Source organism: Streptomyces sp. NPDC042346, assembly GCF_055581845.1.
Genome location: NZ_JBVJEH010000004.1, coordinates 1 through 24,966, shown reverse-complemented (window position 1 = coordinate 24,966; position 24,966 = coordinate 1). Strand labels below are relative to the sequence as shown.

23 protein-coding genes are annotated in these 24,966 nt (G+C 73.3%); 12 read left to right on the top strand and 11 right to left on the bottom strand.

What is annotated here, in order from left to right; translation table 11 throughout:
- Window positions 1-21: 21 nt before the first annotated feature.
- The 5 genes from cseB to ACZ6K0_RS17830 all read right to left on the bottom strand — a co-directional run bounded on the left by cseB (window position 22) and on the right by ACZ6K0_RS17830 (window position 3,992).
- Complete coding sequence (cseB, locus tag ACZ6K0_RS17850; RefSeq protein ID WP_376413503.1) at window positions 22-726, bottom strand: two-component system response regulator CseB; 705 nt, start codon at window positions 724-726, stop codon at window positions 22-24.
- 101 nt (window positions 727-827) lie between these two features.
- Window positions 828-1,619, bottom strand: coding sequence for a hypothetical protein (locus ACZ6K0_RS17845; RefSeq protein WP_469230659.1), 792 nt, complete (start codon window positions 1,617-1,619; stop codon window positions 828-830).
- Complete coding sequence (locus tag ACZ6K0_RS17840) at window positions 1,607-2,179, bottom strand: SigE family RNA polymerase sigma factor (protein ID WP_376413499.1); 573 nt, start codon at window positions 2,177-2,179, stop codon at window positions 1,607-1,609. The genes ACZ6K0_RS17845 and ACZ6K0_RS17840 overlap by 13 nt, the downstream gene beginning before the upstream one ends.
- A gap of 158 nt (window positions 2,180-2,337) precedes the next feature.
- The gene (locus tag ACZ6K0_RS17835; protein ID WP_376413497.1) at window positions 2,338-3,264 is read right to left on the bottom strand and encodes an HhH-GPD family protein; all 927 of its coding nucleotides are present in this window, start codon (window positions 3,262-3,264) and stop codon (window positions 2,338-2,340) included.
- A gap of 32 nt (window positions 3,265-3,296) precedes the next feature.
- Window positions 3,297-3,992 (bottom strand): phosphatase PAP2 family protein, encoded by a 696-nt coding sequence (locus tag ACZ6K0_RS17830; protein WP_376413495.1) that lies wholly within the window; start codon window positions 3,990-3,992, stop codon window positions 3,297-3,299.
- A gap of 224 nt (window positions 3,993-4,216) precedes the next feature.
- Here ACZ6K0_RS17830 and ACZ6K0_RS17825 point away from each other — a divergent pair, with 224 nt between their 5' ends.
- A complete protein-coding gene (locus ACZ6K0_RS17825; protein ID WP_376413493.1) occupies window positions 4,217-5,095 on the top strand; it encodes a hypothetical protein in 879 nt (292 codons plus the stop codon).
- Window positions 5,096-5,216: 121 nt separating this feature from the next.
- Here ACZ6K0_RS17825 and disA read toward each other — a convergent pair whose 3' ends face one another.
- Window positions 5,217-6,341: a DNA integrity scanning diadenylate cyclase DisA gene (gene disA / locus ACZ6K0_RS17820; RefSeq protein ID WP_376413491.1), complete on the bottom strand. Its 1,125-nt coding sequence runs from the start codon at window positions 6,339-6,341 to the stop codon at window positions 5,217-5,219.
- Between the two features lie 355 nt (window positions 6,342-6,696).
- Window positions 6,697-8,100 (bottom strand): DNA repair protein RadA, encoded by a 1,404-nt coding sequence (gene radA, locus ACZ6K0_RS17815; protein ID WP_376413489.1) that lies wholly within the window; start codon window positions 8,098-8,100, stop codon window positions 6,697-6,699.
- Window positions 8,101-8,272: 172 nt separating this feature from the next.
- Here radA and ACZ6K0_RS17810 point away from each other — a divergent pair, with 172 nt between their 5' ends.
- Complete coding sequence (locus ACZ6K0_RS17810) at window positions 8,273-10,126, top strand: BACON domain-containing protein (protein WP_469230656.1); 1,854 nt, start codon at window positions 8,273-8,275, stop codon at window positions 10,124-10,126.
- A gap of 62 nt (window positions 10,127-10,188) precedes the next feature.
- On the opposite strand, the gene ACZ6K0_RS17805 is transcribed toward ACZ6K0_RS17810, so the two are convergent.
- Complete coding sequence (locus ACZ6K0_RS17805; protein WP_469230654.1) at window positions 10,189-11,064, bottom strand: DUF3109 family protein; 876 nt, start codon at window positions 11,062-11,064, stop codon at window positions 10,189-10,191.
- A gap of 41 nt (window positions 11,065-11,105) precedes the next feature.
- Between ACZ6K0_RS17805 and ACZ6K0_RS17800 the strand changes: the two genes are divergently transcribed.
- The 4 genes from ACZ6K0_RS17800 (at window position 11,106) to ilvD (ending at window position 15,741) form a co-directional block, all read left to right on the top strand.
- Window positions 11,106-12,038 (top strand): Ppx/GppA family phosphatase, encoded by a 933-nt coding sequence (locus ACZ6K0_RS17800; RefSeq protein ID WP_376413485.1) that lies wholly within the window; start codon window positions 11,106-11,108, stop codon window positions 12,036-12,038.
- Window positions 12,039-12,305: 267 nt separating this feature from the next.
- Window positions 12,306-13,142 (top strand): sugar phosphate isomerase/epimerase family protein, encoded by an 837-nt coding sequence (locus ACZ6K0_RS17795; protein WP_376413484.1) that lies wholly within the window; start codon window positions 12,306-12,308, stop codon window positions 13,140-13,142.
- Entirely contained in the window at window positions 13,139-13,750 is a 612-nt protein-coding gene (locus tag ACZ6K0_RS17790; protein WP_376413482.1) for a TetR/AcrR family transcriptional regulator, read from the top strand. The genes ACZ6K0_RS17795 and ACZ6K0_RS17790 overlap by 4 nt, the downstream gene beginning before the upstream one ends.
- Window positions 13,751-13,887: 137 nt before the next feature.
- A complete protein-coding gene (ilvD, locus tag ACZ6K0_RS17785; protein ID WP_376413480.1) occupies window positions 13,888-15,741 on the top strand; it encodes a dihydroxy-acid dehydratase in 1,854 nt (617 codons plus the stop codon).
- A 219-nt stretch (window positions 15,742-15,960) separates the two neighbouring features.
- Here ilvD and ACZ6K0_RS17780 read toward each other — a convergent pair whose 3' ends face one another.
- Window positions 15,961-18,129, bottom strand: a complete 2,169-nt coding sequence (locus ACZ6K0_RS17780; protein WP_469230651.1) for a protein kinase domain-containing protein — start codon at window positions 18,127-18,129, stop codon at window positions 15,961-15,963.
- Between the two features lie 156 nt (window positions 18,130-18,285).
- On the opposite strand from ACZ6K0_RS17780, the gene ACZ6K0_RS17775 reads away from it, so the two are divergent.
- The 5 genes from ACZ6K0_RS17775 to proC all read left to right on the top strand — a co-directional run bounded on the left by ACZ6K0_RS17775 (window position 18,286) and on the right by proC (window position 21,743).
- On the top strand, window positions 18,286-18,591 hold the full coding sequence (locus tag ACZ6K0_RS17775) for an SH3 domain-containing protein (protein WP_376413476.1): 306 nt from the start codon (window positions 18,286-18,288) through the stop codon (window positions 18,589-18,591).
- A gap of 35 nt (window positions 18,592-18,626) precedes the next feature.
- Window positions 18,627-19,151, top strand: a complete 525-nt coding sequence (locus ACZ6K0_RS17770; protein WP_376413474.1) for a hypothetical protein — start codon at window positions 18,627-18,629, stop codon at window positions 19,149-19,151.
- A 120-nt stretch (window positions 19,152-19,271) separates the two neighbouring features.
- The gene (locus ACZ6K0_RS17765; RefSeq protein WP_469230649.1) at window positions 19,272-20,114 is read left to right on the top strand and encodes an ABC transporter ATP-binding protein; all 843 of its coding nucleotides are present in this window, start codon (window positions 19,272-19,274) and stop codon (window positions 20,112-20,114) included.
- Window positions 20,111-20,848, top strand: coding sequence for an ABC transporter permease (locus ACZ6K0_RS17760; protein ID WP_376413472.1), 738 nt, complete (start codon window positions 20,111-20,113; stop codon window positions 20,846-20,848). Before ACZ6K0_RS17765 ends, ACZ6K0_RS17760 begins: the two co-directional genes overlap by 4 nt.
- Window positions 20,849-20,933: 85 nt before the next feature.
- Window positions 20,934-21,743 (top strand): pyrroline-5-carboxylate reductase, encoded by an 810-nt coding sequence (gene proC, locus ACZ6K0_RS17755; protein ID WP_376413471.1) that lies wholly within the window; start codon window positions 20,934-20,936, stop codon window positions 21,741-21,743.
- Window positions 21,744-21,759: 16 nt separating this feature from the next.
- Here proC and ACZ6K0_RS17750 read toward each other — a convergent pair whose 3' ends face one another.
- A complete protein-coding gene (locus ACZ6K0_RS17750) occupies window positions 21,760-22,359 on the bottom strand; it encodes a cysteine hydrolase family protein (RefSeq protein WP_376413469.1) in 600 nt (199 codons plus the stop codon).
- Between the two features lie 45 nt (window positions 22,360-22,404).
- On the opposite strand from ACZ6K0_RS17750, the gene ACZ6K0_RS17745 reads away from it, so the two are divergent.
- Window positions 22,405-23,448, top strand: a complete 1,044-nt coding sequence (locus ACZ6K0_RS17745) for a GlxA family transcriptional regulator (RefSeq protein ID WP_469230647.1) — start codon at window positions 22,405-22,407, stop codon at window positions 23,446-23,448.
- Here the strand turns inward: ACZ6K0_RS17745 and trpS are convergent.
- Entirely contained in the window at window positions 23,415-24,413 is a 999-nt protein-coding gene (trpS, locus tag ACZ6K0_RS17740; protein WP_469230645.1) for a tryptophan--tRNA ligase, read from the bottom strand. The two genes, ACZ6K0_RS17745 and trpS, sit on opposite strands and share 34 nt — an antisense overlap.
- Window positions 24,414-24,966: the final 553 nt, after the last annotated feature.

Genomic DNA, 24,966 nt, shown 5'->3' with positions numbered 1-24,966 from the left:
ACATCGGAAGGAGACCGTCCCCTAACCCTTGAGCTTGTAGCCGAAGCCCCGGACCGTCTCGATCCGGTCCTGGCCGATCTTGGCGCGCAGCCGCTGGACGTGGACGTCCACGACCCGGGTGTCGCCGCCCCAGCCGTAGTCCCAGACCCGCTCCAGGAGCTTGTCCCGGGACAGTACGGTGCCCGGCGCGGACGAGAACTCCAGGAGCAGCCGCATCTCGGTCGGGGTCAGCGCCACGGGCGCCCCGTCCTTGCGGACCTCCATGCCGTCCGTGTCGACCTCCAGGTCGCCGAAGGCGAGCAGCCCGCCGCCGTCCGCCGACTCGTCCCCGCGCTCGCCGGCGCCCGGCCCGCCCGCGTGGCCGAAGCGCCGCAGGACGGCCCGGATGCGGGCCATGAGGACGGAGCCGTCGAAGGGCTTCGTGACGTAGTCGTCGGCCCCGGCCTCCAGGCCGAGGACGACGTCGATCGAGTCGGCGCGCGCCGACAGCATGATCACCGGCACGGTCGACTCGTCGCGGATGCGGCGGCAGAGGCTGACGCCGTCCATGCCCGGCAGCATCACGTCGAGGAGGGCGATGTCCGGCCGCTGCGCCCGGAAGGCGTCCAGGCCGGAGAGCCCGTCGGGCATCGCCGTGACCCGGAAGCCGTCCCGCTCCAGGGCGAGCTGGGTGGCCTCACGGATCACGTCGTCGTCCTCGACGAACAGGACATGGGTTTCGGCCATCGTGCGTGCCCTTCGGGTTCTGTGCTGCTGCGGTGCTGCGGTGCTGCGGTGCTGCGGTGCTGCGGTGATGCCGTGTGGTGCTGCTGTGGTGGAGGCGGGACTCAGTTCGAGGCGGGTTCGCTCGGCGCCGGCTCCACGGCGGCCTCGCCGTCCCCGACGGCGCGGCTGTAGTCGTTGTGCACCCAGTCGTGCTGGGTGAACCGGTTCCCCGCCCAGCGGTACGTGATCACGTCCTCGCCCGAGGGATACGCGACCGGGTCGCCCTTCGCGTACACCTGCTTGGTGACGATCAGGTCGCCCCGGTCGATCGTGGCGTAGACCGCCGCGTCCTCCGCCATGAACACGTTCACGTACCGGTCGCTCTGCTTCCGGTAGACGTACGTGCCGATGCCGACGGCATCACCGCAGGTCATCACATTGACGACGACATCGGGAGCGGCACTGCCGGTGAGATTGCCGTAGGAGGCGTCCACCGGGTACGCGTCCGCGACGCAGGGCTTCAGATCGTCCTTGAGCCGCTCGCCGATCTTCGGGTCGGCCTTGAGCAGCGCGATCGGATCCACGCGCTCGGCGGACTGCGGACCGCTGGGCGCGGCGGGGGAGGAGGGGCTGGGCGCCGCCGCCGCGGTCTCGTCGACGCGGGCCGCGCCCTCGTCGCGGGAACCCGTGCCGCCGGTGGAGCAGGCGGCCACGGACAGCCCGACGGCGACGAGCCCGGCCACCGCCGTGACGCTCGCCGCCTTGACCGTACGGCGAGGGCGGCGCCGCCCGGTGCCGTCCCGGTCGCCGCCGCTGCCTCTGCCGCCGGGTTCTCCGCCGTCGGTTTCTCTACCGTCGGCTCTTCTGCCGTCGGTTTCTCTGCCGTCGTCGGAATCGGCGTCTAGGCCGCGCACCGCCCCCGCCCCCCTTCGTCACCTCGTACGTCCGCCCGCTCTCCCGTACGCCCCAGGGCGCGGGCGTCGAGGTCGCGGCTCTCCAGCTCCTGGCGGAGCCGGGCCAGCGCGCGGTGGAGCGTCGACTTCACCGTACCCGTCGACATCCCGAGCGCCGCCGCCGTCTCCTCGGTGCTCATCTGCTCCCAGTGACGGAGGACGACGACGCTGCGCTGCTTCGGCGCGAGGACCTTCAGGATGTCCATGAGGAGGGCCCGGTCGGCGTGCTGCTCGGTCGGGTCGTCGACGCTCGCGTCGGGCAGCTGCTCGGTGGGCACCTCTTCGAGCTTGCGGGAGCGCCACCACTCGGTACGGGTGTTGATCATGACCCGGCGCAGGTAGGCGTCGGCGAGGGACTTGTCGGCGATGCCGTCCCAGCGGCCGTACGTCCGGGCCAGCGCGGTCTGGAGGAGGTCCTGGGCGTCGACCGGGTCGGGGACGAGACGACGGGCACTGCGCAGCAGCGCGTCCTGCCGCGTGCGTACGTACTCCTCGAAGTCGAGCACCTCTCCGTGCCTCATCCGAACCGCCTCCATCCCCGTGACCAGCCATTTCCTCGTGTCGTGGACGACGCTACGGAGGAGTTGTCACGGGGCTGTGCGGGGCAGCCGTCGGTGGACGCACGGCTACCCATCGGTTGTGTAACAGCGGGAACGGAGAAGGTTTCGCGGCGGCCGCGTCAGGAGAGCGGCAGGCGGTAGCGCCCGCCCTCCAGAGGCTCGACGAGACCGTCCGCGACCAGGCCGTCCAGGGCCCTGGTCCGCTGCATCGGCTCGTCCCAGACCGCGTCCAGAGCGGCCTGCTCGACCGGATCCGTCGACTCGCGCAGCACCGCGAGGAGCCGGCCCCGCACCTGCCGGTCCGTGCCCGCGTACGTCTGGCCCCGCCGCGGCGGGCCGTCGTGCGCCGGCTTCCCCGCCAGCTGCCACGCGCAGCGCTCGGCGATCGGGCAGCTCCCGCAGTCCTCGTTGCGCGCCGTGCACACGAGCGCGCCCAGCTCCATCGAGGCCGCGGCCCAGCGGGAGGCCGTCGCCTCGTCCTCCGGGAGCAGCGCCCGGGCGAGCCGGCGCTCGGCGGCCGTGGTCGCGTTCGGCGGGTACTGGACGCCGGTCGCCGCCCGCGCGAAGACCCGGCGCACATTGGTGTCCAGGACCGCGTGCCGCTGCCCGTAGGCGAAGGAGGCCACCGCGGCCGCCGTGTACTCGCCGATCCCGGGCAGTGAGAGCAGCTGGCCGTGGTCGCGGGGGACGTCGCCGCGGTGCCGTTCCGTTATGGCCGTGGCCGCCGCGTGCAGGCGCAGCGCCCGGCGCGGATAGCCGAGCCTGCCCCAGGCGCGCACCGCCTCGCCGGGGGCCTCAGCGGCCAGGTCGGCCGGGCGCGGCCAGCGCGCGAGCCACTGCTCGTACACCGGAAGGACCCGGACGACGGGGGTCTGCTGGAGCATGAACTCGCTGACCATCACCCCCCAGGCTCCGGCTTCGGGACGGCGCCAGGGCAGGTCACGGGCGTGCCGGTCGAACCAGGCGAGGACGGGCCCGTGCAGCTCCGGGGGAAGGGAGGGAGCTACGGGGGCCGGGGGACCGGGGGGAGTGTCGATGGAAGTCATGGCACCCCGATCCTGGCACGTCCGCGGCGGGATCAGCGCGCGCCGTGGCGCGCGCGCTCGGACCGGTCGGCGTGTACGGAGGCGTGCGCGGCGGAGTGCGCCGCGGCGTGCGCCCGGGGCCCGCGCCCCGCGCACCACACGACGGCCGAGCTCCGGCTCGACCTCGCCGTCTCCACCAGGGACCGCACCGGCCGCTCCGCCGCCCGCATGACGACGAAGGCGACCAGGGCACCGAGCAGCAGGCCGACGGTCACGTCGTGCGGGTAGTGCACGCCGACGAAGACCCGGGAGAACGCCATGAGCAGCGCCATGGGCACGGTCAGCCAGACGATCCCGCGCCAGGACAGGGCGAGCGCGATGGCGGCGGCGCCCGCGATGGCCGAGTGGTTGCTCGGGAAGGACCAGTCGCCGTACGGCGGGCACTCCACGAGCGCGGCGGGCGCCCCGACGACCGCGCGGCACGGCCGTTCCTCGTCGACCAGCGACTTCAGCGCCTCGCTCACCACGTAACCGAAGGCGGTGGCGAGCGGGGCGAGCAGCGCGAGCGCCATCATCCGGCTCGATCCGTCACGGGAGCGCCACCAGCCGGCCAGGAACAGCACGCCGAAGAGCAGCAGTCCTGCCTCGGTCCACACCTCCGCGAGCCACTGGAACCAGTGCGGGGTGGAGTGGGCGAAGTCGGCGACGTCGAGGTAGAGCCGATCGGAGAGGTCGAGGAGGGAGTCCATGGTGGACGACGCTAACCGGAATTAGGAGCCCGCCGCCCCGGGCCAACGGCCAGAGCGACCCCCGACGAAAGTGGGGGGCCCGCCGGAACCCGCTGATTCCCCGCCGCTTCAGGCCTGTTCCGGAAAAGTTCCCGGCGCGGACGGATGTGATCATCGGCAAAACTTGCCGCCTCGGGCGGCGGGTGGGGCGGGAGTTGAGCCGGATCTCTCGTAAGGTTCGGGTCGTGGGATCTTTGCGCAATCCGGTCGGGCCGCTTCCCTCCACCATCTACTGGCGACGGAGGGCGGTGGCGCTGTGCCTGGTGGCGGTTCTCGCGCTGCTCGCCGTCTGGGCCGTCAGCTCGGGTGACGGCGGCGGGAAGAAGGCGAACGACGCCGCCAACGGCTCGTCGCCCACACCCCCTTCGATCACTCCCGGCCCCTCCGGCACCGGCCCGGCGATCAGCCAACAGCCCGGCGGCCGCGACGAGTCGGGCGAATCCGGCGAGACGTCGGGCGACGGCGGCAGCGGCGGCGACGGTGGTGACGGCGGCGGCTCGGCCGGCTCCGGTACGGACACGGGCTCGGGCTCCGGTTCGGGCGCCGACGGCGGTACGGACTCGGGCTCCGGCGGCACCGGGAAGAACGGCGACACCGACGGCGCGGGCGGCGACGGCGGCGCGGGCACCGGCGCGGGGCAGCAGGTTCCGGCCGACTCTCCGCTCCCGAACTGCCCCTCCGGAGCGCTCCAGTTGACGCTGCGCAGCGCCAAGCTCTCCTACGAGGCCGGCGAGAAGCCCCGCTTCCACCTGGTCGCCAAGAACACCTCGAAGGCCGCCTGCAAGGCCGACTTCGGCCCGCGCAGCGCGGTCCTGACGATCAGTGACAAGCAGGCCGACGCGGTCTGGGCCTCCGACGACTGCCCGCGCCCCGGCAACCCGCTCCTCCTGAGCGTCCCCGCGGGGGCCACGGTCACCCACACCGTGGAGTGGGACCGCGGGCGCAGCGCACCGCGATGCGCCACCGCCCCGGCGGGCCAGGCCGGCCCCGGGACCTACCTGGTGGAGGCGACGATGGCGGGCGCGAAGGTGCCCCCGGCCTCGTTCACCCTGGCCAAGGACTGAGCCGGGCCCGTTCCCGTGCCGTACGGCACGGGAACGGGCCCGCGGGATTCAGACGGCCGCCGCTCCCCGTACAGGCCCCGGAGCCCCAGGGCCTGTACGGCGGATCAAGGCCGGACAGGCCCTAGACGTACCGCTCCAGGATCGAGGACTCCGCCAGCCGCGAGAGGCCCTCGCGGACGCTGCGGGCGCGGGCCTCGCCGACGCCGTCGACGGTCTGGAGGTCGTCGACACTCGCCGCGAGGAGCTTCTGCAGCCCGCCGAAGTGCTCCACGAGCCGCTCGATGATCGCGCCCGGCAGCCGCGGCACCTTCGCGAGGAGCCGGTAGCCGCGCGGCGAGACGGCCGAGTCGAGGGTCTCGGGCGAACCGCTGTAGCCCAGGGCCCTCGCCACGACGGGAAGTTCGAGCAGCTCGGTGTGGGTGAGCGCGTCCAGCTCGGTGAGCGCTTCGGCGACCGTCCGCGAGCGCTTGGCCGTCGGCTCGGGCACGTAGTCCCGGACCACCAGCTCGCGCTCCGGCTCCACACCCGCGATCAGCTCGTCGAGCTGGAGCGACAGGAGCCGTCCGTCGGTGCCGAGCTCGACCACGTACTCGGCGATCTCGGTGGCGATCCGGCGCACCATCTCCAGTCGCTGGGCGACGGCGGTGACGTCCCGGACCGTGACCAGGTCCTCGATCTCCAGCGCGGAGAGCGTGCCGGCCACCTCGTCGAGCCGGAGCTTGTACCGCTCCAGCGTCGCGAGTGCCTGGTTGGCGCGGGACAGGATCGTGCCCGACTCCTCCAGGACCCGGCGCTCACCGTTCACGTACAGCGCGATCAGCCGCATCGACTGCGAGACGGAGACGACCGGGAAGTTGCACTGCTTGGAGACCCGGTCCGCGGTGCGGTGGCGGGTGCCGGTCTCCTCGGTGGGGATGGAGGCGTCCGGGACCAGCTGCACGCCGGCGCGGTGGATCTTGGTGATGTCCTTGTCGAGGACGAGCGCACCGTCGAGCTTGCACAGCTCGCGCAGGCGCGTCGCGGCGAACTCGACGTCCAGCACGAAGCCGCCGGTGCACATCGAGTCGACCGTCTTGTCCAGGCCGAGCACGATGAGCCCGCCCGTGTTTCCCCGGAGGATCCGCTCCAGGCCGTCGCGCAGCGCGGTGCCCGGGGCGACCGCGCTCAGGGCGGCACGCATCAGCGCTTCATTGCCGGAGCCCGCGCCGGACTTCCCGGGAGCTGTTGCCCCGTCCTTCGCTGCCACTGCACTCCTCCGGCTCGTACGGATGGGCGAGACCAGGGCAAAGTCTAGCGACACCACCCCGCCACCCTCCGCCGCGCGCCGGTCAAGGGTGCGGCGGAAGATCCCGAAGAGACCCTGTCGTGCCCCCTCGCCTACCCCTCAGGCTCCCTCGTCTACCCCTCGGGAAGCCCCCGGGCCACACCTCAGCCGTCTCCTGACCCCGACTCCGACGCCGCGAATCCCCCCGCTCCGGCGCCGTGAGTCCCGCGCTCCGGTGCCGTGGGTTCCCCAGCTCCGACGCCGCGAGTCCCCCACTCCGGCGCCGCGAGTCCCCCACTCCGGCGCCGCGAGTCCCCCACTCCGGCAGTCCCCAGGCTTACTCCTCCGCGCTCTTGGAGCGCGGTGCGCGGCGGCCGCGCGGCAGGACGAGCAGGGCGTCGCCCATGTCCGCGACCTCCGTCACCTTCATGCCGGCCGGGACCTTGCCCGGGTCCGGCGGGACCAGCGCGTGCGTGAAGCCCAGCCGGTGCGCCTCGGCCAGCCGGCGCTGGACGCCCGTCACCCGGCGGACCTCGCCCGCGAGCCCGACCTCACCGATCGCGACCAGGTTCTTCGGCAGCGGGGTGTCGCTCGCCGCGGAGGCGAGGGCCAGCGCGATCGCCAGGTCGGCGGCGGGCTCGGAGAGCTTCACGCCGCCCACGGTCGCGCTGTAGATGTCCCGCTTGCCCAGCGCGCTGATCCGGCCCCGCTGCTCCAGGACCGCCAGCATCATCGAGACCCGGGAGGTCTCCAGACCGGAGACGGTCCGGCGCGGGGAGGGGATCTGGGAGTCCACGGTCAGCGACTGGACCTCGGCGACGAGAGGCCGGCGGCCCTCCAGGGTGACCGTCAGACAGGTGCCCGGCACGGCCACGTCACGCCGGGTCAGGAAGAGCCCGGACGGATCGGCCAGGCCCGTGATGCCCTCGTCGTGCAGCTCGAAGCAGCCGACCTCGTCGGTCGCCCCGTACCGGTTCTTCACGCCCCGGACGAGGCGCAGGCGCGCGTGCCGGTCGCCCTCGAAGCTCAGGACGACGTCGACCAGGTGCTCCAGGAGCCGGGGCCCCGCGATGGCGCCGTCCTTGGTGACGTGGCCGACGAGGAGCGTGGACATGCCCCGCTCCTTGGAGGCCCGGATGAGGGCTCCGGCGACCTCGCGGACCTGCGCCATGCCGCCGGGCGCGCCGTCGATCTCGGGGGAGGCGACCGTCTGCACCGAGTCCATGATCAGCAGCGAGGGCTTCACGGCGTCGAGGTGGCCGAGGACGGCCGACAGATCGGTCTCGGCCGCGAGATAGAGGTGGTCGCTGAGCGCGTTGATCCGGTCGGCGCGCAGCCGGACCTGGCTCGCGGACTCCTCGCCCGTGACGTACAGCGTGCGGTGCTCGTCGCTCGCCGCCTTGGCCGCCACGTCGAGCAGGAGCGTGGACTTGCCGACGCCGGGCTCGCCGGCGAGCAGCACGACGGCGCCGGGCACCAGGCCTCCGCCGAGGACCCGGTCCAGCTCGTCGACGCCGGTCGAGCGGGCGGTCGCCTGCCGGCCGTCGACCTGTCCGATGGGCACGGCGGCGGTGGAGACCCGGCCGGCCGCGGTCGTCCGGACGGCGGGCGCGCCGTATTCCTCGACCGTCCCCCAGGCCTGGCACTCGGGGCAGCGGCCGAGCCACTTGGCCGTCTGCCAGCCGCACTCGGTGCAGCGGTAGGACGGCCGGTCCTTGGCGGTTTTCGTACGGGCAGCCATGGTCCACACCGTAGCGGCCCCCACTGACAGCGACGGCCAGGCCCGAGCCCGTCCTCGATCGAGTGACGGAATGTGAGGTTCCTGTCCCCTTTCGAGCGATAGCTTCACCCGTAAGAATGAGAACTGTTCAACCGGTACGAAGAGTCCCCCTTGCCCTGCCTACCGTCGCCCCGTGACGAGCAGCAGGCTGGATTCCCCCACACGCACCACCGGCGCACACCGGGCGCACCACGGCGCCGCGGAAGCGGAACAGGGACCGCGCACGCTCGGCCGGCGGCCCCCCGCCCGCTACGAGGCCGCCCTCGACGGCCTCTACACGTACTGCCTCTCCGTGCTCTGCGACCACGACACGGCCACCGCCGTCCTCGGCGACGTCCTCGCCGTCGCCGAGCGCCACCACGGCCGCTGCCCCTCCGACGAGGAGGGCCGTACGGCCTGGCTGTACGCGCTCGCCCGCTGGGCCTGCCTGCGCAGCCTCGGCGAGCAGCGCCGCAAGCGCCAGGGCGCCCACACCGGCCGCCCCGCCGTCACCGCGCCCGAGCCGCCCCCGGTCTCCGAGGAGACCGCCGAGCGCCGCCGCGCCGAACTGGCCCGGCTCGCCTGGCCCGAGGCCGCCGGCACCACCCCCGAGCAGCGCGAGGCCCTGGAGCTCGCCGTCCGGCACGGCCTGAGCCACCGCCAGGTCGCCGCCGTGCTCTCCCTCGACCCGCTCGCCGCCCGCGAGCTCCTCGCCACGGCCGCCTGCGAGGTGGAGCGGACCCGCGCCGCCCTCGCCGTCGTCGAGACCGGCAGCTGCCCCACCGTCGCCCGGCTCACCGGCGACCACCGGGTGCTCCTCTCCGCCGCCCTCCGCGCCGAACTCGTCCGGCACGTCGACGACTGCCCCCGCTGCCGCAGGGCCGCCGAGCGGGTGGGCGCCGCCGGGCCCTGGCCCGGCGCCGCGGCCCTCCCGCCGGACCGGCTGCCGCTCGTCGAGGCGCCCCGGGCCGCCGCGTACATGGCGATGCTGCACGTCCCCCGCGCGCGTGCCGGCGCCCCGCGCTTCTCGCCGACCGGTTTCCCCATGGACCCGAAGGACCACACGGCCCGCCGCGACCGGCTGCGGGCCCGCGCGGTGACGACCACCGTCGTCGCGGCCGTCGTGGCCGCCCCGGTCCTCGCCCTGTGGACCTCGTACCGCGGCACCCCGGTCGCCGACGAGGGCACCCGGGACGGGACCAGGATCAGCGCGCGCGAGGCGGACGACCCGGTGGACCCGGACGGCCGCCCGTACGACCGCTACGAGAACGCGGGCAACGCCCGCACCACCCCCGAGCCCCGCTTCACCCGCGGCAGCCGCTCCCCCGACGTCTCGGTCGAGGTCGTCAGCCCCGGCGGCCCCACGGGTTCCTCGGGACCCTCACGGCCCGGCGAGCCCGCCCCCGGCTGGCTCACGGTCGGCGCGCGCGGCTCCGGCGACCTCACGATGCTCACGCTCACCGCCGACGGCGGCTCGCCCGTGGCCTGGTCCCTGTGGACGGACGCCCCCTGGCTGTACGTGAGCCGGGCCTCCGGCACGCTCCGCCCGGGGGAGACGGTCACGATCGTCGTCCGCGTCGACCACGGGCGCGAGCCCGCGGGCGCGTGGAGCGCCCGCGTCGGCGTGAACCCCTCGGGCGCGGTGGTCAGGATCGACGGACAGGGGCCGACGACCCCGCCGGTCACGCACCCGGGCACGCCGCCCCCGACGACGACCGACCCGACCACGCCCCCGACGAGCCCGCCGACGACGGATCCGACCACACCCCCGCCGACGACGACCGACCCGGGGACCACGCCCCCCACGACACCACCGACGAGCCCGCCGACGACGGACCCGACGACACCCCCGCCGACGACGGAGCCGACCACACCGCCACCGACGACGGACCCGACGACCCCGCCGACGACCGACCCGACGACACCCCCGCCGACGACGGACCCGGGCACGACGGACCCGGGGACACCCCCGCCGACGACGGACGACCCGCCGCCGTCCGGCCCCTGAGAGACCGGGGCGGCCAAAAGACCTGGTCGGCTCGGCCCAAAAGGGCCGAGCCGACCAGCCGGCTAAGAGACCGGGTCGGCCGGGTGCGGGGCCACCAGCGGCAGCTGCGAGGCCAGCCGGGCCTCGCACAGCCCGACCAGGACCTCGTACGCCTCCTGGCCCATCATCTCCGTGAGCTCCGGCCGGTACGTGACGTAGACGGGCTCCCCGGCCCCGTGCGCCGAGGTGGCCGAGGTGCACCACCAGTGCAGGTCGTGGCCGCCCGGCCCCCAGCCCCGGCGGTCGTACTCGCCGATCGACACCTGGAGGACCTTGGTGTCGTCGGGCCGCTCGATCCAGTCGTACGTCCGGCGCACCGGCAGCTGCCAGCACACGTCCGGCTTGGTCTCCAGCGGCTCCTTGCCCTCCTTGAGGGCCAGGATGTGCAGCGAGCAGCCCGCGCCGCCCGCGAAACCGGGACGGTTCTGGAAGATGCAGGACCCCTCCCAGCGGCGGGTCTGCCGGTCGCCGTCCTCGTCGAGCTGCACCCAGCCCGAGTCCGTACCGACGTCGTGGAACTGCCACAGCTCCGGCGTGAGCCGGGCCACGTGCGACGCGACCCGCTTCTCGTCGTCCTCATCGGAGAAGTGCGCGCCCAGCGTGCAGCAGCCGTCGTCGGCCCGGCCCGCCTGAATGCCCTGGCAGCCACTGCCGAAGACGCACGTCCAGCGCGAGGTCAGCCAGGTCAGGTCGCAGCGGAACACCTGCTCCTCGTCGGCCGGGTCGGGAAACTCGACCCACGCCCGTGCGAAGTCCAGCCCCTTCTCGTCCGGCTCCACGCCCTTGCCCCGCTTCTTGGCGCTCTTCACGGCCTTCTCCGCTTTACCGGCCTTACCGGCCTTCACACCGGTCCCACCGCTGCTGTCCTTGCCCGGCTTCGCCTGCTTCGTCTTTGGCACAACGCCAAGCGTATGCGGGCCGGACCAGTAGCGTTCCGCCCATGAGACTCGGAGTCCTCGACGTCGGTTCGAACACAGTGCACCTGCTGGTGGTGGACGCCCACCCCGGCGCCCGCCCCCTGCCCGCCCACTCCCACAAGGCGGAGCTGCGGCTCGCCGAGCTTCTCGACGAGCGGGGCGCGATCGCGCCCGACGGCGTCGAGCGGCTCATCGCGACCGTCCGGGACGCGCTCCTGGCGGCCGAGGACAAGGGGTGCGAGGAGGTGTTGCCCTTCGCGACCTCGGCAGTGCGCGAGGCCACCAACGCCGACGCCGTCCTCGCCCGGGTCAAGGACGAGACCGGGGTCGACCTCCAGGTCCTCACCGGCGAGGAGGAGGCCCGGCTCACCTTCCTCGCCGCCCGCCGCTGGTTCGGCTGGTCCGCCGGCAAGCTGCTCCTCCTCGACATCGGCGGCGGCTCCCTCGAAGTCGCGTACGGCATCGACGAGGACCCGGACACGGCGGTCTCCCTGCCGCTCGGCGCGGGCCGGCTCACCTCGGGCTGGCTGCCCGGCGACCCGGCCGACACCGCCGACGTGAAGGCGCTGCGCCGGCACCTCCGTGCCCAGATCGCCCGTACGGTCGGCGAGTTCAGCCGCTTCGGCCGCCCCGACCACGTCGTGGCCACCTCCAAGACCTTCAGGCAGCTCGCCAGGATCGCCGGCGCGCCCGGCTCGGGGGACGGCCTCTACGTCCAGCGCGTGCTGTCCCGCAAGTCCCTGGAGGAGTGGGTCCCGCGCCTCGCGGCGATGACCGTGCCCGAGCGCGCGGCGCTGCCGGGCGTCTCGGAGGGCCGCGCCCCGCAGCTCCTCGCGGGCGCGCTCGTCGCGGAGGGCGCGATGGACCTGCTCGGGGTGGAGGAGCTGGAGATCTGCCCGTGGGCGCTCCGAGAGGGCGTGATCCTGCGCCGCCTGGACCACCTGCCGGAGGAGTAGGCCGGGGGAGGAGCGGAGGGGGGCGGGAAGCGGCGCGCGCGTGCCCCCACTTCCTCCGCCGCCGGGCCCCACTCCCCCTTGCCGCCGGCCCCCACTCCCTCCGCCGCCGAGCACCCCACTCCCTCCGCCGCGCGAGCACCCCACTTCCCCCCCGCCCCCCGCCGGGCACCCCACTCCCCCCGGCCGGGCCCCCGCGCCCACCCGCCCCCGCACCGGCGTGACCGGAACCACCTCCCGGGCCCCCGGCCCGCCCCGTACCCTGTCGGGGTGGCAGAACCAGTGGTGCGCATCCCGGATGCGAAGGTCGCCCTGTCGACGGCCTCGGTCTATCCGGAGTCGACGGCGACGGCCTTCGAGATCGCCGCGCGCCTCGGGTACGACGGCGTCGAGGTCATGGTGTGGACCGACCCGGTCAGCCAGGACATAGAGGCGCTGCGCCGCCTCTCCGACTACCACCGGGTCCCGATCCTGGCCGTCCACGCCCCCTGCCTCCTCATCACCCAGCGCGTCTGGTCCACCGACCCGTGGGTCAAGCTCCAGCGCGCGCGGGCGGCGGCCGAGAAGCTCGGCGCGTCGGCGGTCGTCGTGCACCCGCCGTTCCGCTGGCAGCGGCAGTACGCGAAGGACTTCGTCACCGGCATCTGGCGGATGGCGGACGAGACGGACGTCCGGTTCGCCGTCGAGAACATGTACCCGTGGCGGTACAAGGACCGCGAGGTGCTCGCGTACGCCCCCGAGTGGGACGTCACGAAGGACGACTACCGGCACTTCACCGTCGACCTCTCGCACACCGCGACCGCCCGCACCGACGCCCTCGCGATGATCGACCGCATGGGCGACCGCCTCGGCCACGTCCACCTCGCCGACGGCAAGGGCTCCGCCAAGGACGAGCACCTGGTCCCGGGCCGGGGCACGCAGCCCTGCGCCGAACTCCTGGAGCGGCTCGCGCTCACCGGCTTCGACGGCCACGTCGTCATCGAGGTCAACACCCGCCGCGCGATGTCAGCCGCCGAACGCGAGGCCGACCTCGCCGAGGCCCTGGCCTTCACCCGCCTCCACCTCGCGTCCGCCGCGGGCCGCCCCACCCGGGTCCCGCGCCCATGACCGAACCGGCCCCGCGCCGGCGCGGCCGCCCGTCCCGTACCGGGGAGGACAGCGGACCGGGCGCGCGCGAGCGCATCCTGGAGGCGGCCCGTACGCAGTTCGCCGAGCGCGGGTACGACAAGGCCTCGGTCCGCGGCATCGCCAAGGCGGCCGGTGTGGACCCGGCGCTCGTGCACCACTACTTCGGTACGAAGGACGAGGTCTTCGCCGCCGCGATCGAGGTCTCCTTCGAGCCGGCGCTCGTCGTCCCGGCGATCCTGGGAGGCCCGCGCGAGGCCATCGGCGAACGGCTCGCGCGCTTCTTCATCGGCGTCTGGGAGAACCCGGTCAGCCGCGCCCCGCTCCTCGCGATCGTCCGCTCCGCGCTGACCCACGAGGCCGCGGCGAAGGTGCTGCGGACCTTCGTGCTCCGCCGCCTCCTGGAGCGGATCGCGGCCGAACTCGACGTACCGGACCCGAGCTTCCGGGCGGAGCTGGCCGCCTCCCACATGATCGGGATCGTGATCCTGCGGTACGTGATCGAGGTCGAGCCGCTGGCCTCGGCCGACCCGGAGGAGATCGTGGCCCAGGTGGCCCCGACGCTCCAGCGGTACCTGACCGAGAGCTGAGAGCGTCACCCGACGGCAACCGCCGGAACCTGACCGAAAGCTGAACATGCCGTCCGTCATACGGACAGGCTGTCCAGATCTTGGAGCGTCAGCGTACGCTCGAAGGCAAGCACACCCATCACGAGGAGCGAGCGACGATGCCCGAGCTGAGGTCCCGCACAGTCACCCACGGCCGCAACATGGCGGGCGCACGCGCCCTTATGCGCGCCTCCGGTGTACCCGGCGCGGACATCGGCCGGAAGCCCATCATCGCCGTAGCCAACTCCTTCACGGAGTTCGTCCCCGGCCACACCCACCTCCAGCCGGTCGGCCGGATCGTCTCCGAGGCCATCACGGCCGCCGGCGGCATCGCCCGCGAGTTCAACACGATCGCCGTCGACGACGGCATCGCGATGGGCCACGGCGGCATGCTCTACAGCCTCCCGTCCCGCGACCTGATCGCGGACAGCGTGGAGTACATGGTCGAGGCGCACTGCGCCGACGCCCTGATCTGCATCTCCAACTGCGACAAGATCACCCCCGGCATGCTGATGGCCGCCCTGCGCCTCAACATCCCGACGGTCTTCGTCTCCGGCGGCCCGATGGAGTCCGGCCGCGCGGTCCTGGTCGACGGCACCGTCCGCACGCTCGACCTGGTCGACGCGATGTCCGACGCGGTGAACCCGAAGATCTCGGACGAGGACATGCTCCGGATCGAGGAGAACGCCTGTCCGACCTGCGGGTCCTGTTCCGGCATGTTCACCGCCAACTCGATGAACTGCCTGACCGAGGCCATCGGCCTCTCCCTCCCCGGCAACGGCTCGCTGCTCGCCACCCACACCGGCCGCAAGGCGCTGTACGAGAACGCCGCGCGCACGGTCGTCGACATCACCCGCCGGTACTACGACGAGGACGACGCCTCCGTCCTGCCGCGCGCGGTCGCGACCCGCGCCGCCTTCGAGAACGCCATGGCGCTCGACATCGCCATGGGCGGCTCGACCAACACGATCCTGCACCTGCTGGCCGCCGCGCAGGAGGCCGAGCTCGACTACGGCCTGTCCGACATGGACGAGGTCTCGCGCCGGGTGCCCTGCCTGGCCAAGGTCGCGCCGAACGTCGCCAAGGACCGCACGTACTACATGGAGGACGTGCACCGGGCGGGCGGCATCCCGGCCATCCTCGGCGAGCTCTACCGCGCGGGCCTCCTCAACGAGGACGTCCACTCGGTCCACTCCCGCTCCATCAAGGAGTGGCTGGACGCCTGGGACGTCCGCGGCGGCTCCCCGTCGGAGGAGGCCGTCGAGCTGTTCCACGCGGCCCCCGGCTGCGTCCGCTCCGCGACCGCCTTCTCGCAGTCCGAGCGCTGGGAGGCGCTGGACGTGGACGCGGCCGGCGGCTGCATCCGCGACGCGGCCCACGCGTACTCGAAGGACGGCGGCCTCGCGGTCCTGCGCGGCAACCTGGCCGTGGACGGCTGTGTCGTGAAGACGGCCGGCGTCGACGAGTCGATCTGGACCTTCGAGGGCCCGGCCGTCGTCTGCGAGTCGCAGGACGAGGCCGTCGAGAAGATCCTCAACAAGCAGGTCACCGACGGAGACGTGGTCGTCATCCGTTACGAGGGCCCGCGCGGCGGCCCGGGCATGCAGGAGATGCTCTACCCGACTTCCTTCCTCAAGGGCCGGGGCCTGGGCAAGACCTGCGCGCTGGTGACGGACGGCCGCTTCTCCGGCGGTACGTCGGGCCTGTCCATCGGCCACGCCTCCCCGGAGGCGGCCTCGGGCGGCACGATCGCCCTCGTCGAGGACGGCGACCGGATCCGTATCGACATCCCGAACCGCACGATCGAGCTCCTCGTCGACGAGGCCACCCTCGCGGCCCGCCGCGAGGCGCTGAACGGCGTGTACGCGCCGAAGAACCGCGAGCGCAAGGTGTCGGCGGCGCTGCGGGCGTACGCGGCGATGGCGACGAGCGCGGACAAGGGCGCGGTCCGGGACGTGTCGAAGCTGGGCTGAGCCCGGGAGACGAACGACGGCGGGGAGCGGGTACGACACCCACTCCCCGCCGTCGTGCGTACGGGTCCTACCGGCTCACCAGGACGCGCGCCCGTCCTACCGCTTCACCAGGACGCGCGCCCGTCCTATCGCCTCACCAGGACGCGCGCCCGTCCTACCGCTTCACCAGGACTCGCGCCCGGCTACCGCCTCACCAGGACGCGCGCCCGACCTATCGCCTCACCAGGACTCGGGCTCGCGCGCGTCGACCGCGAAGACGGAGCCGTCGGGCGCCGTCCCGAACACCCGGTCCCCGGCCACCAGCGGCTCCGGAACCAGGGGCGCGTAGCCGAGCCGCCCGTTCCGCAGCCGCGGCCGGGTCTGGCCGATGAGCGCCCCGCGCTTGGTGTTGACGGCGAGCAGCCGCCCGTCCTGGACGGAGAAGTAGAGGCGGTCGTCGCCCCCGAGGACCGGTACGGAGACGTTTCCGGCGCCCGTCTCCAGCTCCCACAGCACCTGCCCCTTCGGCGGGGCGGTGTCGAAGGCGGTGAGGTGCCCGTTCGCGTCGAGGATGTGGACGACCGAGCCGCGCACGGCGACGCCCCTGACGTCGATCCGGTGGGGCAGAGCCAGGCGCCGTACGGAGTCCGCCGAACCGTCGGGGCCCAGCAGGACCAGGCCGTCGATCAGCGGGTCCTGGTAGTGGTCGGCGAGGAGGAGCGCTCCGTCGCCGGTGCGGCCCAGCGGGGCGAGATCGCCGTCCAGGTTCCGCTGCCAGACCACCTCGCCGGTCCGGGGGCGGACCGTGCCGACCCGCGTGCTCGTCCCGTCGGCCGAGGTCTCGGCGACCGACAGCAGCCCGGAAGGGGCGTCGTACGCGCCGAGCTGCGGGACCCCGAAACCGGTCAGGCCGTGCCGCCAGAGCTCTTTCCCGCTGTGGCTGTCGAGGGCCCGGAACCCGCCCCGTCCGTCGGACAGGACGACGGCGCTGCCGGCCGCCCGGTACAGCTCGGGGGCGCCCTCGGTCTCGGCGACGCTCCAGCCGGGCGCGCCGCCGCCGGCCGCGTACGCCCGCAGCGGGCCCGTGGGCGCGGCGGCGCCGACGAGGCCGTCGGCCAGGAGGACGGGGGAGGTCGGGGTCTCCGAGTCGATGGGCGTGGTCCGCGACCAGAGGACCCGGCCCGTGACGGGGTCGAGCCGGGCGATGCCGACGCCCCGGGCCACGCAGTACAGCGCGCCGCCGCCGTGCGCGCAGGCGGGGGCGGCCGTCGGGCCCCGCTCCTGGAGCGATGTCCGCCAGCCCGCGAAGGCCGTGGCCACCTCGTCCGGGCGGGCGGGCGTCTCGGGCCCGCCGTCGGCGGGCGTGCTCAGCGCCCCGTAAAGCCCCGCGCCGGTCAGCGCGAGCACGGCGACGACGGCGGCGGTCAGCCGCGGCCGGATCCGCGGACGCCGGCGGCGCGGGGGTGCCACGGTGGTCGTCCGTACCGGCGTGTCCGCGTCCCAGGCGGGAGAGACACCGGGCTCGCCGCCCTCCGGCAGCGTGGGGCGCCGCCGCTGCGCCGGTATGAACGCCTCCGGCTCGTACGAGGGCGGCAGCAGCCCCGACATGATCTCGGCGGGCGTCGGCCGCCCGGCGGGGTCCTTGGCGAGGCAGCGCGCGACGAGCGGCGCCAGCTCCTCCGGCACGCCCGACAGATCCGGCTCGTCGTGGACGACCTGGTACGCCACGATGTACGGGCTGTCGGAGTCGAACGGGCCGTGTCCGGTCGCCGCGTGCACGAGGACCGAGCCCAGCGCGAAGACGTCCGCGGCGGGCCCGACCTCGCGCGGCCGCTGGAACTGCTCCGGCGCCATGAAGGGCGGCGACCCGATGAGCTTGCCGGTCTCGGTGTGCAGGTCGCTGTCGACGGGCCGGGAGATGCCGAAGTCGATGACCTTGGGGCCGGTGTCGGTGAGCAGGACGTTGCTGGGCTTGAGGTCCCGGTGGACGACCCCGGCGCGGTGGATGTCGCGCAGCGCCTCCGCGAGCCCGGCGGTGAGCCGGCGCAGTTCGGCGGGGGACAGGGGGCCGTTCCGCTTCACCTGGTCGGCGAGGGTCGGCCCGGGCACGTAGAGCGTGGCCATCCAGGGGCGTACGGCATCGGGGTCGGCGTCGACGACCGGCGCCGTGAAGGCCCCGCTCACCCGCCGGGCGGCCGCGACCTCCTGGCGGAAACGGGCCCTGAACTCGGGGTCCTCCGCATACCGAGCGTGCACGACCTTGACCGCGAGCCGCAGGCCGGAGGCCGAGGCGGCGAGGTGGACGACTCCCATGCCGCCGGACCCCAGACACGCCTGGAGACGGTAGTCGCCCGCGTACTCGGGCCCCTCCGCATCCCGGTCGGCACCGGTACTGCGCAACGGTGGCATCGCCCACCCCCGTGTGATTCCCCGTCACATCACGCGCGTGCGCGACCCGACGGAGCCTAGTCCATGGTGCCCGCGATGTCGGAGGGGCTTGCTAGCCTGCGCGTCGCAGAGAGTGAAACTCGGCGTAGCGCTTTTGCGCCACAGGGGGAGGACACGATGGGAACCGACGACAAGCAGGTCACCGCGGACCTGACGGCGACGGCGACGAGCGCGGTGAAGCGCTACGCGCTCGCCCCGGGCTACCGCGTCAACGTGCGCTCGGGCCCGAGCACCCAGTACCCGATCGTCCGGTCGCTGGCCGCCGGCTCCACGGTGCCGATCCACTGCCAGAAGCCCGGCGAATGGGTCAACGGCCCGTACGGCACCACCAACCTCTGGGACAACATCGCCCCGGGCGAGTACATCTCCGACGCCTACGTGAAGACGGGGAGCGACGGCTACGTCGCACCGCGCTGCGCCTGAGGCCCTCCTCCTCCGCTCCGGGGATAATCGACCTCGTGAGCGACGACGAGCAGACCCCCGGCCCGGAGCAGACCCCCAGCACGACGGCAGGCGGCCCGCAGCCCGAGGAGATCCGTTTCTTCGGTACGACCTGGGTCGACCACACCGGCCACTACGCGCTGCGCCGCGTCGGCGTGGCCGCCGGCTCGCTGGCCGCCGCCGTCGCGGCCTGCTTCGTGCTGCGCTTCGCCTACGAGGGCCTGGAGATCGCGGACATCGGCGGCTTCGTGAACATGCTGGTCGTCGTCATGTTCGCGGTCTGCAGCGCCATCGCCTTCCGCAAGACCTGGGAAAACTTCCTCCGGCGGCCCGCCGACCCCGGCCGCGAGGAGTCCCTGCGCAGCCTGAAGGCGATCGGCTTCATCGGCTCGCTGCTCGCCTACTTCTTCCGCTGCTTCACCGAGGCGCCCGGCGAGAAGCTGCGCCGCGCGGAGTACGAGACGTCCCGCGCCCAGTACGAGAAGCGCCGCGGCACCCGCACGGGCAACCCGGCCGCCCGCAAGAAGCCCAAGCGCAAGTAACCCCGGCGCAAGCGCCCACGCCGCCACGCGCATCCCCACCCCCACCCCGCCTCGCCCCCGCCCCCGTCAGCCGCGCCCGGATGCTTGACGGCCGGCACCCCCAGGAGCACTATTCATCACATGATGAATTCCCCGACGGGCGCGACAGGCTCGACGGAACCGGCCCGGGCAGCCGACGCCACCGCCGCCATCACCGCGCACTCCCTCACCGCCGTCCGCGGCGAACGCACCGTCCTCCGAGGCCTCGACTTCACCGTCCCGTCCGGCCGCATCACCGGCCTCCTCGGCCCCTCCGGCTGCGGCAAGACCACCCTCATGCGCGCGATCGTCGGCACCCAGGCCAAGGTCGGCGGCACCCTCCAGGTCCTCGGACGCCCCGCGGGCGACCCCGCCCTCCGCTCCCGCATCGGCTACGTCACCCAGGACCCCTCGGTCTACGACGACCTCACCGTCCGCCAGAACCTCGACTACTTCGCCGCCGTCCTCTTCCCCGGCCGCGCCCTCCGCCACGACCGCCGCACAGCCGTCGACCGGGCCATCACCGACGTCGACCTCACCTCGCACGCCGACGCCCTCGCAGGCAGGCTCTCCGGAGGCCAGCGCAGCAGGGTCTCCCTCGCCGTCGCCCTCCTCGGCACCCCCGAGCTCCTCGTCCTCGACGAACCCACCGTCGGCCTCGACCCCGTCCTCCGCCGCGACCTGTGGAACCTCTTCCACCAGATCGCCGCCGACCGCGGGACGACGCTCCTCGTCTCCTCCCACGTCATGGACGAGGCCGAACGCTGCCACCGCCTCCTCCTCATGCGCGAGGGCGAGATCCTCGCCGAGGACACCCCCGAAGCCCTCCGCCGCCGCAACGACACCGCCACCGTCGAGCAGGCCTTCCTCCACCTCGTCGACGCGGCCGCCGCCCGAGCCGGCCACCCCGGACCAGCACCCGCCCACGAGGAGCCCCGCTCATGAACGGCGCCCGCACCCTCGCCACCGCCGCCCGCGTCCTGCGTCAGCTGCGCCACGACCCCCGCTCGATCGCGCTGATGCTCCTCGTCCCCTGCCTGATGCTCTTCCTGCTCCGCTACGTGTTCGACGGAAGCCCCGGCACCTTCGACAACATCGGCGCCTCCCTCCTCGGCATCTTCCCGCTCATCACGATGTTCCTGGTGACCTCCATCGCCACCCTCAGGGAACGCACCTCCGGCACCCTGGAACGCCTCCTCGCCATGCCCCTCGGCAAGGCCGACCTCATCGCCGGCTACGCCCTCGCCTTCGGCCTCCTCGCCGTCCTCCAGTCCACCCTGGCCACCGGCCTCGCCGTCTGGTTCCTCGGCCTCGACGTCGTCGGCTCCCCCTGGCTCCTCCTCCTGGTCGCCCTCCTCGACGCCCTCCTCGGCACCGCCCTCGGCCTCTTCGTCTCCGCCTTCGCCGCCTCGGAGTTCCAGGCCGTCCAGTTCATGCCGGCCGTGATCTTCCCCCAGCTCCTGCTCTGCGGCCTCTTCACCCCGCGCGACCGGATGGCCCCCGCCCTCGAAGCGATCTCCGACGTCCTGCCCATGTCGTACGCCGTCGACGGCATGAACCAGGTCCTCCGCCACCCCGAGATCACCGGCGACTTCGTCCGCGACGCCCTCGTCGTCGCAGGCTGCGCGGTCCTCGTCCTCGGCCTCGGCGCGGCCACCCTCCGCCGCCGCACGGCATGACCGCCCCTCGGACACCCGCGCACCGCCCCGCCCGCCGGTGAAAGGATGACGACACGTACCCCCCTCCGGCGAGGTGAACAGAGCCATGACCCAGACCGTCGCAGTCCTCGGCACCGGCAAGATCGGTGAAGCGCTCCTCAGCGGCATGATCCGTGCCGGCTGGCGCCCCGCGAACCTCCTCGTCACCGCCCGCCGCAGCGAACGAGCCGAGGAACTCCACGCCCGCTACGGCGTCGAGGCCGTCACCAACGCCGAGGCCGCCAAGCGCGCCGACACCCTCATCCTGGCCGTCAAGCCCCAGGACATGGGCCGCCTCCTCGACGAGCTCGCCCCCCACGTCGCCGCGGACCGCCTCGTCATCAGCGCCGCCGCCGGCATCCCCACCTCGTTCATCGAGGACCGCCTCACCACCGGCACCCCCGTCGTCCGCGTCATGCCCAACACCCCCGTCCTCGTCGACGAAGGCATGTCCGTCATCTCCGGCGGCAGCCACGCCACCCCCGCGCACCTCGTCCACACCGAGGAGATCTTCGGCGGCGTCGGCAAGACCCTCCGCGTCCCCGAGTCCCAGCAGGACGCGGCCACCGCCCTCTCCGGCTCCGGCCCGGCGTACTTCTACTTCCTCGTCGAGGCCATGACCGACGCCGGCATCCTCCTCGGCCTGCCCCGCGCCCAGGCCCACGACCTCATCGTCCAGGCCGCGATCGGCGCCGCCGTGATGCTCCGCGACAGCGGCGAGCACCCCGTCAAGCTCCGCGAGGCCGTCACCTCCCCGGCCGGCACCACCATCAGCGCCATCCGCGAGCTGGAGAACCACGGCGTACGGGCCGCCCTCATCGCCGCCCTCGAAGCCGCCCGCGACCGCAGCCGCGAACTCGCCTCCGGCAACAGCTGACGCCCGCCCGCCGGGGTCACCGCACCCCGGCGGAAGCCGAAGCCCCCTCCACCACGTCCCGCGCCGTCACGACCTTCGCGAACCCTCCCCCGTGCAGCGAGACCGCCGTGGCCTGCGCGAGCTCGTCGGCCGTCCGCGACCAGCCGAACGGCCCCTCCAGGTCGAACGTGTGCATCGCGTCCAGCGGGAACACCACCTCGTACCCGAGGTTCCCGCCCATCCGGGCCGTCGTCTCGTTGCACATGTTCGTCTGGATCCCGACGATCACGATCTGCGCGACGCCCAGCCCGGCCAGCCACCCGTCCAGCGACGGCTCACCGTAGAAGGCCGAGTTCACGGACTTCGTCACCAACAGCTCGGGGCCCGCACCCTTCCCCCGCCGCGCCTCGACGAAGTCCTTGAAGTCGTTCCCCACGTACCCCTTCCGCAGCGGCGAACCCGAGCCCAGGGAGTCGTGCCGCACGAAGGCGACCGGCCGCCCCGTCTCCTGCCACAGGTCGATCAGCGCCGCGATGTTCTCCTCCGCGGCCGGGTTGTTCCGCTTCCCCCAGAACTCCTCCTCGAAGCCCTTCTGCACGTCGACGACCACCAGCGCTGCGTTCTCCGCGATCTCCATACCGACGATCCTGCCGCCGCACAGCACTCGCTCCCAGAGGGATGAATGCCGGCGATCGATGGTTTACTGCCACCCGTGGAGCCGACCCCCGCACCCCGCCCCCAGCGCATCGCCCTCCTCTCCTTCCCCGGCATCCGAGCGTTCGACGTCTCCGTCATTAGCGAGGTCTGGGGCAGCGACCGCACCCTCCGCGGCGTCCCGCCCTTCGAACTCCGCAGGGTCGCCACCGACCCGCACACCCCCGTCCCCCTCCGCGGCGGACTCACCCTCACCCCCGACCGCCCCCTCGCCTGGCTCGACGAGCTCACCACCACGGACCTCGTCCTCGTCCCCGGCATCGAGGACCCCGACGCCGACCTCCCGGCCCCCGTCCTCGACGCCCTCCGCCGCGCCCACACCGCCGGCATCCCCGTCGCCTCGCTCTGCGCGGGCGCCTTCGTCCTCGCCCGCGCCGGACTCCTCGACGGCCGCCGCGCCGTCACCCACTGGCACCTGGCCCAGACCCTCGCCGCCCGCCACCCCGCGATCCAGGTCGAACCCGACGCCCTCTTCGTCGAGGACTCGGGCATCTGGACCTCGGCCGGCACCGCCGCCGGCATCGACCTCTGCCTCCACCTCGTCCGCACCGCCCACGGAGCCGAAGCCGCCGCCACCGTCGCCCGCTCCATGGTCACCGCCCCCTTCCGCACGAGCACCCAGGCCCAGTTCATCGAGCACCCCACCCCACGCGCCGACCGAGACGCCGACACCCTCGCCGCCGTCCGCGCCCACGCCCTCGCCCACCTCGACGAGCCCCACACCGTCGCGAGCCTCGCGGCCCACGCCGGCATGTCCCCCCGCTCCTTCGCCCGCCACTTCCAGGCCACCACCGGAACCACGCCCCTGCACTGGCTCATCGCCCAGCGCGTCGCCGCCGCTCAGAAACTCCTCGAACGCACCGACCACCCCCTCCCCGAGGTGGCCCGCCGCGCGGGCTTCGGCAGCGAGGTCACGATGCGCCAGCACTTCGCCTCGCACCTCGCCACCAGCCCACGCGACTACCGCAGCGCCTTCCGTCACCCCGCGGGCAACAACCCGATCGCGCGATAGGCCCTGTCCACCAACGGCCGCGCCATCCCCCGGGCCCGCTCGGCCCCGTCCCGTAGCACCTGATCCACATGGCCCGGATCCACCGCGAGCTCGGCATGACGCTCCCGCAGGGGCCTCAGCAGCTCGACGACAGCGTCCGCCGTGTCCTTCTTCAACGCTCCGTACGATGGATATACACCGGCCAGCTCCTCGGGGTTCCCATCCGTCGCGGCCGCCATCAGATCGAGCAGATTTGCGATCCCCGGCTTGACGTCCCGGTCGTACTCCACGTCCCGCCCGCTGTCGGTCACGGCCCGCATGATCTTCCGCCGCACGGTCTCCGCGTCGTCCAGCAGATAGACGATCCCGGCCCCGTTCGCGTGCGACTTCCCCATCTTCGACGTGGGGTCCTGGAGATCCATGACCCGCGCGGCCACCCGCGGCCGCGTCGCCCTCGGCACGGTGAACGTGTGCCCGTACCGCTGGTTGAACCGCACCGCCAGGTCCCGGGTCAGCTCCACGTGCTGCGTCTGGTCCTCACCCACCGGCACCTCGTCGGTCCCGTACGCCAGGATGTCCGCCGCCATCAGCACCGGATACGTCAGCAACGACAGCCGCACACCCTCCCCGGCGGCCCGCGCCAGCACGCTCTTCTCCCTGTACTGGATCATCCGCCGCAGCTCGCCGTCCGTGGCCGTGCACTCCAGCAGATACGAGAGCCTGGCGTGCTCGTCCACATGACTCTGGACGAACAGCGTGCAGAGCTCCGGGTCCAGCCCCGCGGCCAGCAGCAGCGTCGCCGCCTGCCGGCTGAGCCGCCGCACCCGCCCCGGATCGTGCTCCACGGTCAGCGCGTGCAGATCCACGACGCTGAACAGCGCCTCCGCCCGATGCTGATCGACCTCGACCCACCGCCGTACGGCCCCGAGGTAGTTGCCCAGCGTCAGATGCCCGGTGGGCTTGACCCCGCTGAAGATCCTCGTCATCGCGTTCCTTCTCCCTCGACTACGGGCCGCCGGCCCGACGGCCCGGCTCCCGGAGGGGGATACGCGAACGGCCGCCGAGACGGCGGCCGCTTGGTGCATGCGCGAGTGCGGGCCGCCGGTCAGGCGGCCCACCACTGGGTGGTGTGCGCATGCGTACTCATACGGAGAGCCTACGCCCGAGGACGGGGGTTGACACGGGATTACCCGGTCCGTAGTGTTCTCCGAGTTGTCCGACGTGAGCACCGGCCCCGGTCGGCCCCGGACAGCCATTCCGCAAGACCTACAGAAGCTGACGACGCTTTGCCGTGCCGTCTGGCTTTTCGTGTGTTTTTGCGAAATGAGGAATCCGCGTTCGAAGGTCTGAGCGCAAGCCGCCCGATTAGCGTCGGAGGCAGGAATTCGCTAAAGTCTCACTCGTCGGAACGGCCCAACAGCCGGAAAGACAAACCCCGCTGACCGGGGGTCAGACGCCGAAAGGATCTGATAGAGTCGGAAACGCCGGAAGGGCCTGACGCGAAAGCGAAACGGACCGGAAAGCACCGAGGAAATCGGA

What these genes read in the sequence shown, in the direction of transcription:
- cseB (WP_376413503.1), bottom strand. Translation starts at nt 726, where the DNA reads ATGGCCGAAACCCATGTCCTGTTCGTCGAGGACGACGACGTGATCCGT.
- ACZ6K0_RS17840 (WP_376413499.1), bottom strand. Translation starts at nt 2,179, where the DNA reads ATGAGGCACGGAGAGGTGCTCGACTTCGAGGAGTACGTACGCACGCGG.
- ACZ6K0_RS17835 (WP_376413497.1), bottom strand. Translation starts at nt 3,264, where the DNA reads ATGACTTCCATCGACACTCCCCCCGGTCCCCCGGCCCCCGTAGCTCCC.
- ACZ6K0_RS17830 (WP_376413495.1), bottom strand. Translation starts at nt 3,992, where the DNA reads ATGGACTCCCTCCTCGACCTCTCCGATCGGCTCTACCTCGACGTCGCC.
- radA (WP_376413489.1), bottom strand. Translation starts at nt 8,100, where the DNA reads ATGGCTGCCCGTACGAAAACCGCCAAGGACCGGCCGTCCTACCGCTGC.
- ACZ6K0_RS17800 (WP_376413485.1), top strand. Translation starts at nt 11,106, where the DNA reads ATGAGACTCGGAGTCCTCGACGTCGGTTCGAACACAGTGCACCTGCTG.
- ACZ6K0_RS17790 (WP_376413482.1), top strand. Translation starts at nt 13,139, where the DNA reads ATGACCGAACCGGCCCCGCGCCGGCGCGGCCGCCCGTCCCGTACCGGG.
- ilvD (WP_376413480.1), top strand. Translation starts at nt 13,888, where the DNA reads ATGCCCGAGCTGAGGTCCCGCACAGTCACCCACGGCCGCAACATGGCG.
- ACZ6K0_RS17780 (WP_469230651.1), bottom strand. Translation starts at nt 18,129, where the DNA reads ATGCCACCGTTGCGCAGTACCGGTGCCGACCGGGATGCGGAGGGGCCC.
- ACZ6K0_RS17775 (WP_376413476.1), top strand. Translation starts at nt 18,286, where the DNA reads ATGGGAACCGACGACAAGCAGGTCACCGCGGACCTGACGGCGACGGCG.
- ACZ6K0_RS17765 (WP_469230649.1), top strand. Translation starts at nt 19,272, where the DNA reads ATGATGAATTCCCCGACGGGCGCGACAGGCTCGACGGAACCGGCCCGG.
- ACZ6K0_RS17760 (WP_376413472.1), top strand. Translation starts at nt 20,111, where the DNA reads ATGAACGGCGCCCGCACCCTCGCCACCGCCGCCCGCGTCCTGCGTCAG.
- proC (WP_376413471.1), top strand. Translation starts at nt 20,934, where the DNA reads ATGACCCAGACCGTCGCAGTCCTCGGCACCGGCAAGATCGGTGAAGCG.
- ACZ6K0_RS17750 (WP_376413469.1), bottom strand. Translation starts at nt 22,359, where the DNA reads ATGGAGATCGCGGAGAACGCAGCGCTGGTGGTCGTCGACGTGCAGAAG.
- ACZ6K0_RS17745 (WP_469230647.1), top strand. Translation starts at nt 22,405, where the DNA reads ATGCCGGCGATCGATGGTTTACTGCCACCCGTGGAGCCGACCCCCGCA.
- trpS (WP_469230645.1), bottom strand. Translation starts at nt 24,413, where the DNA reads ATGACGAGGATCTTCAGCGGGGTCAAGCCCACCGGGCATCTGACGCTG.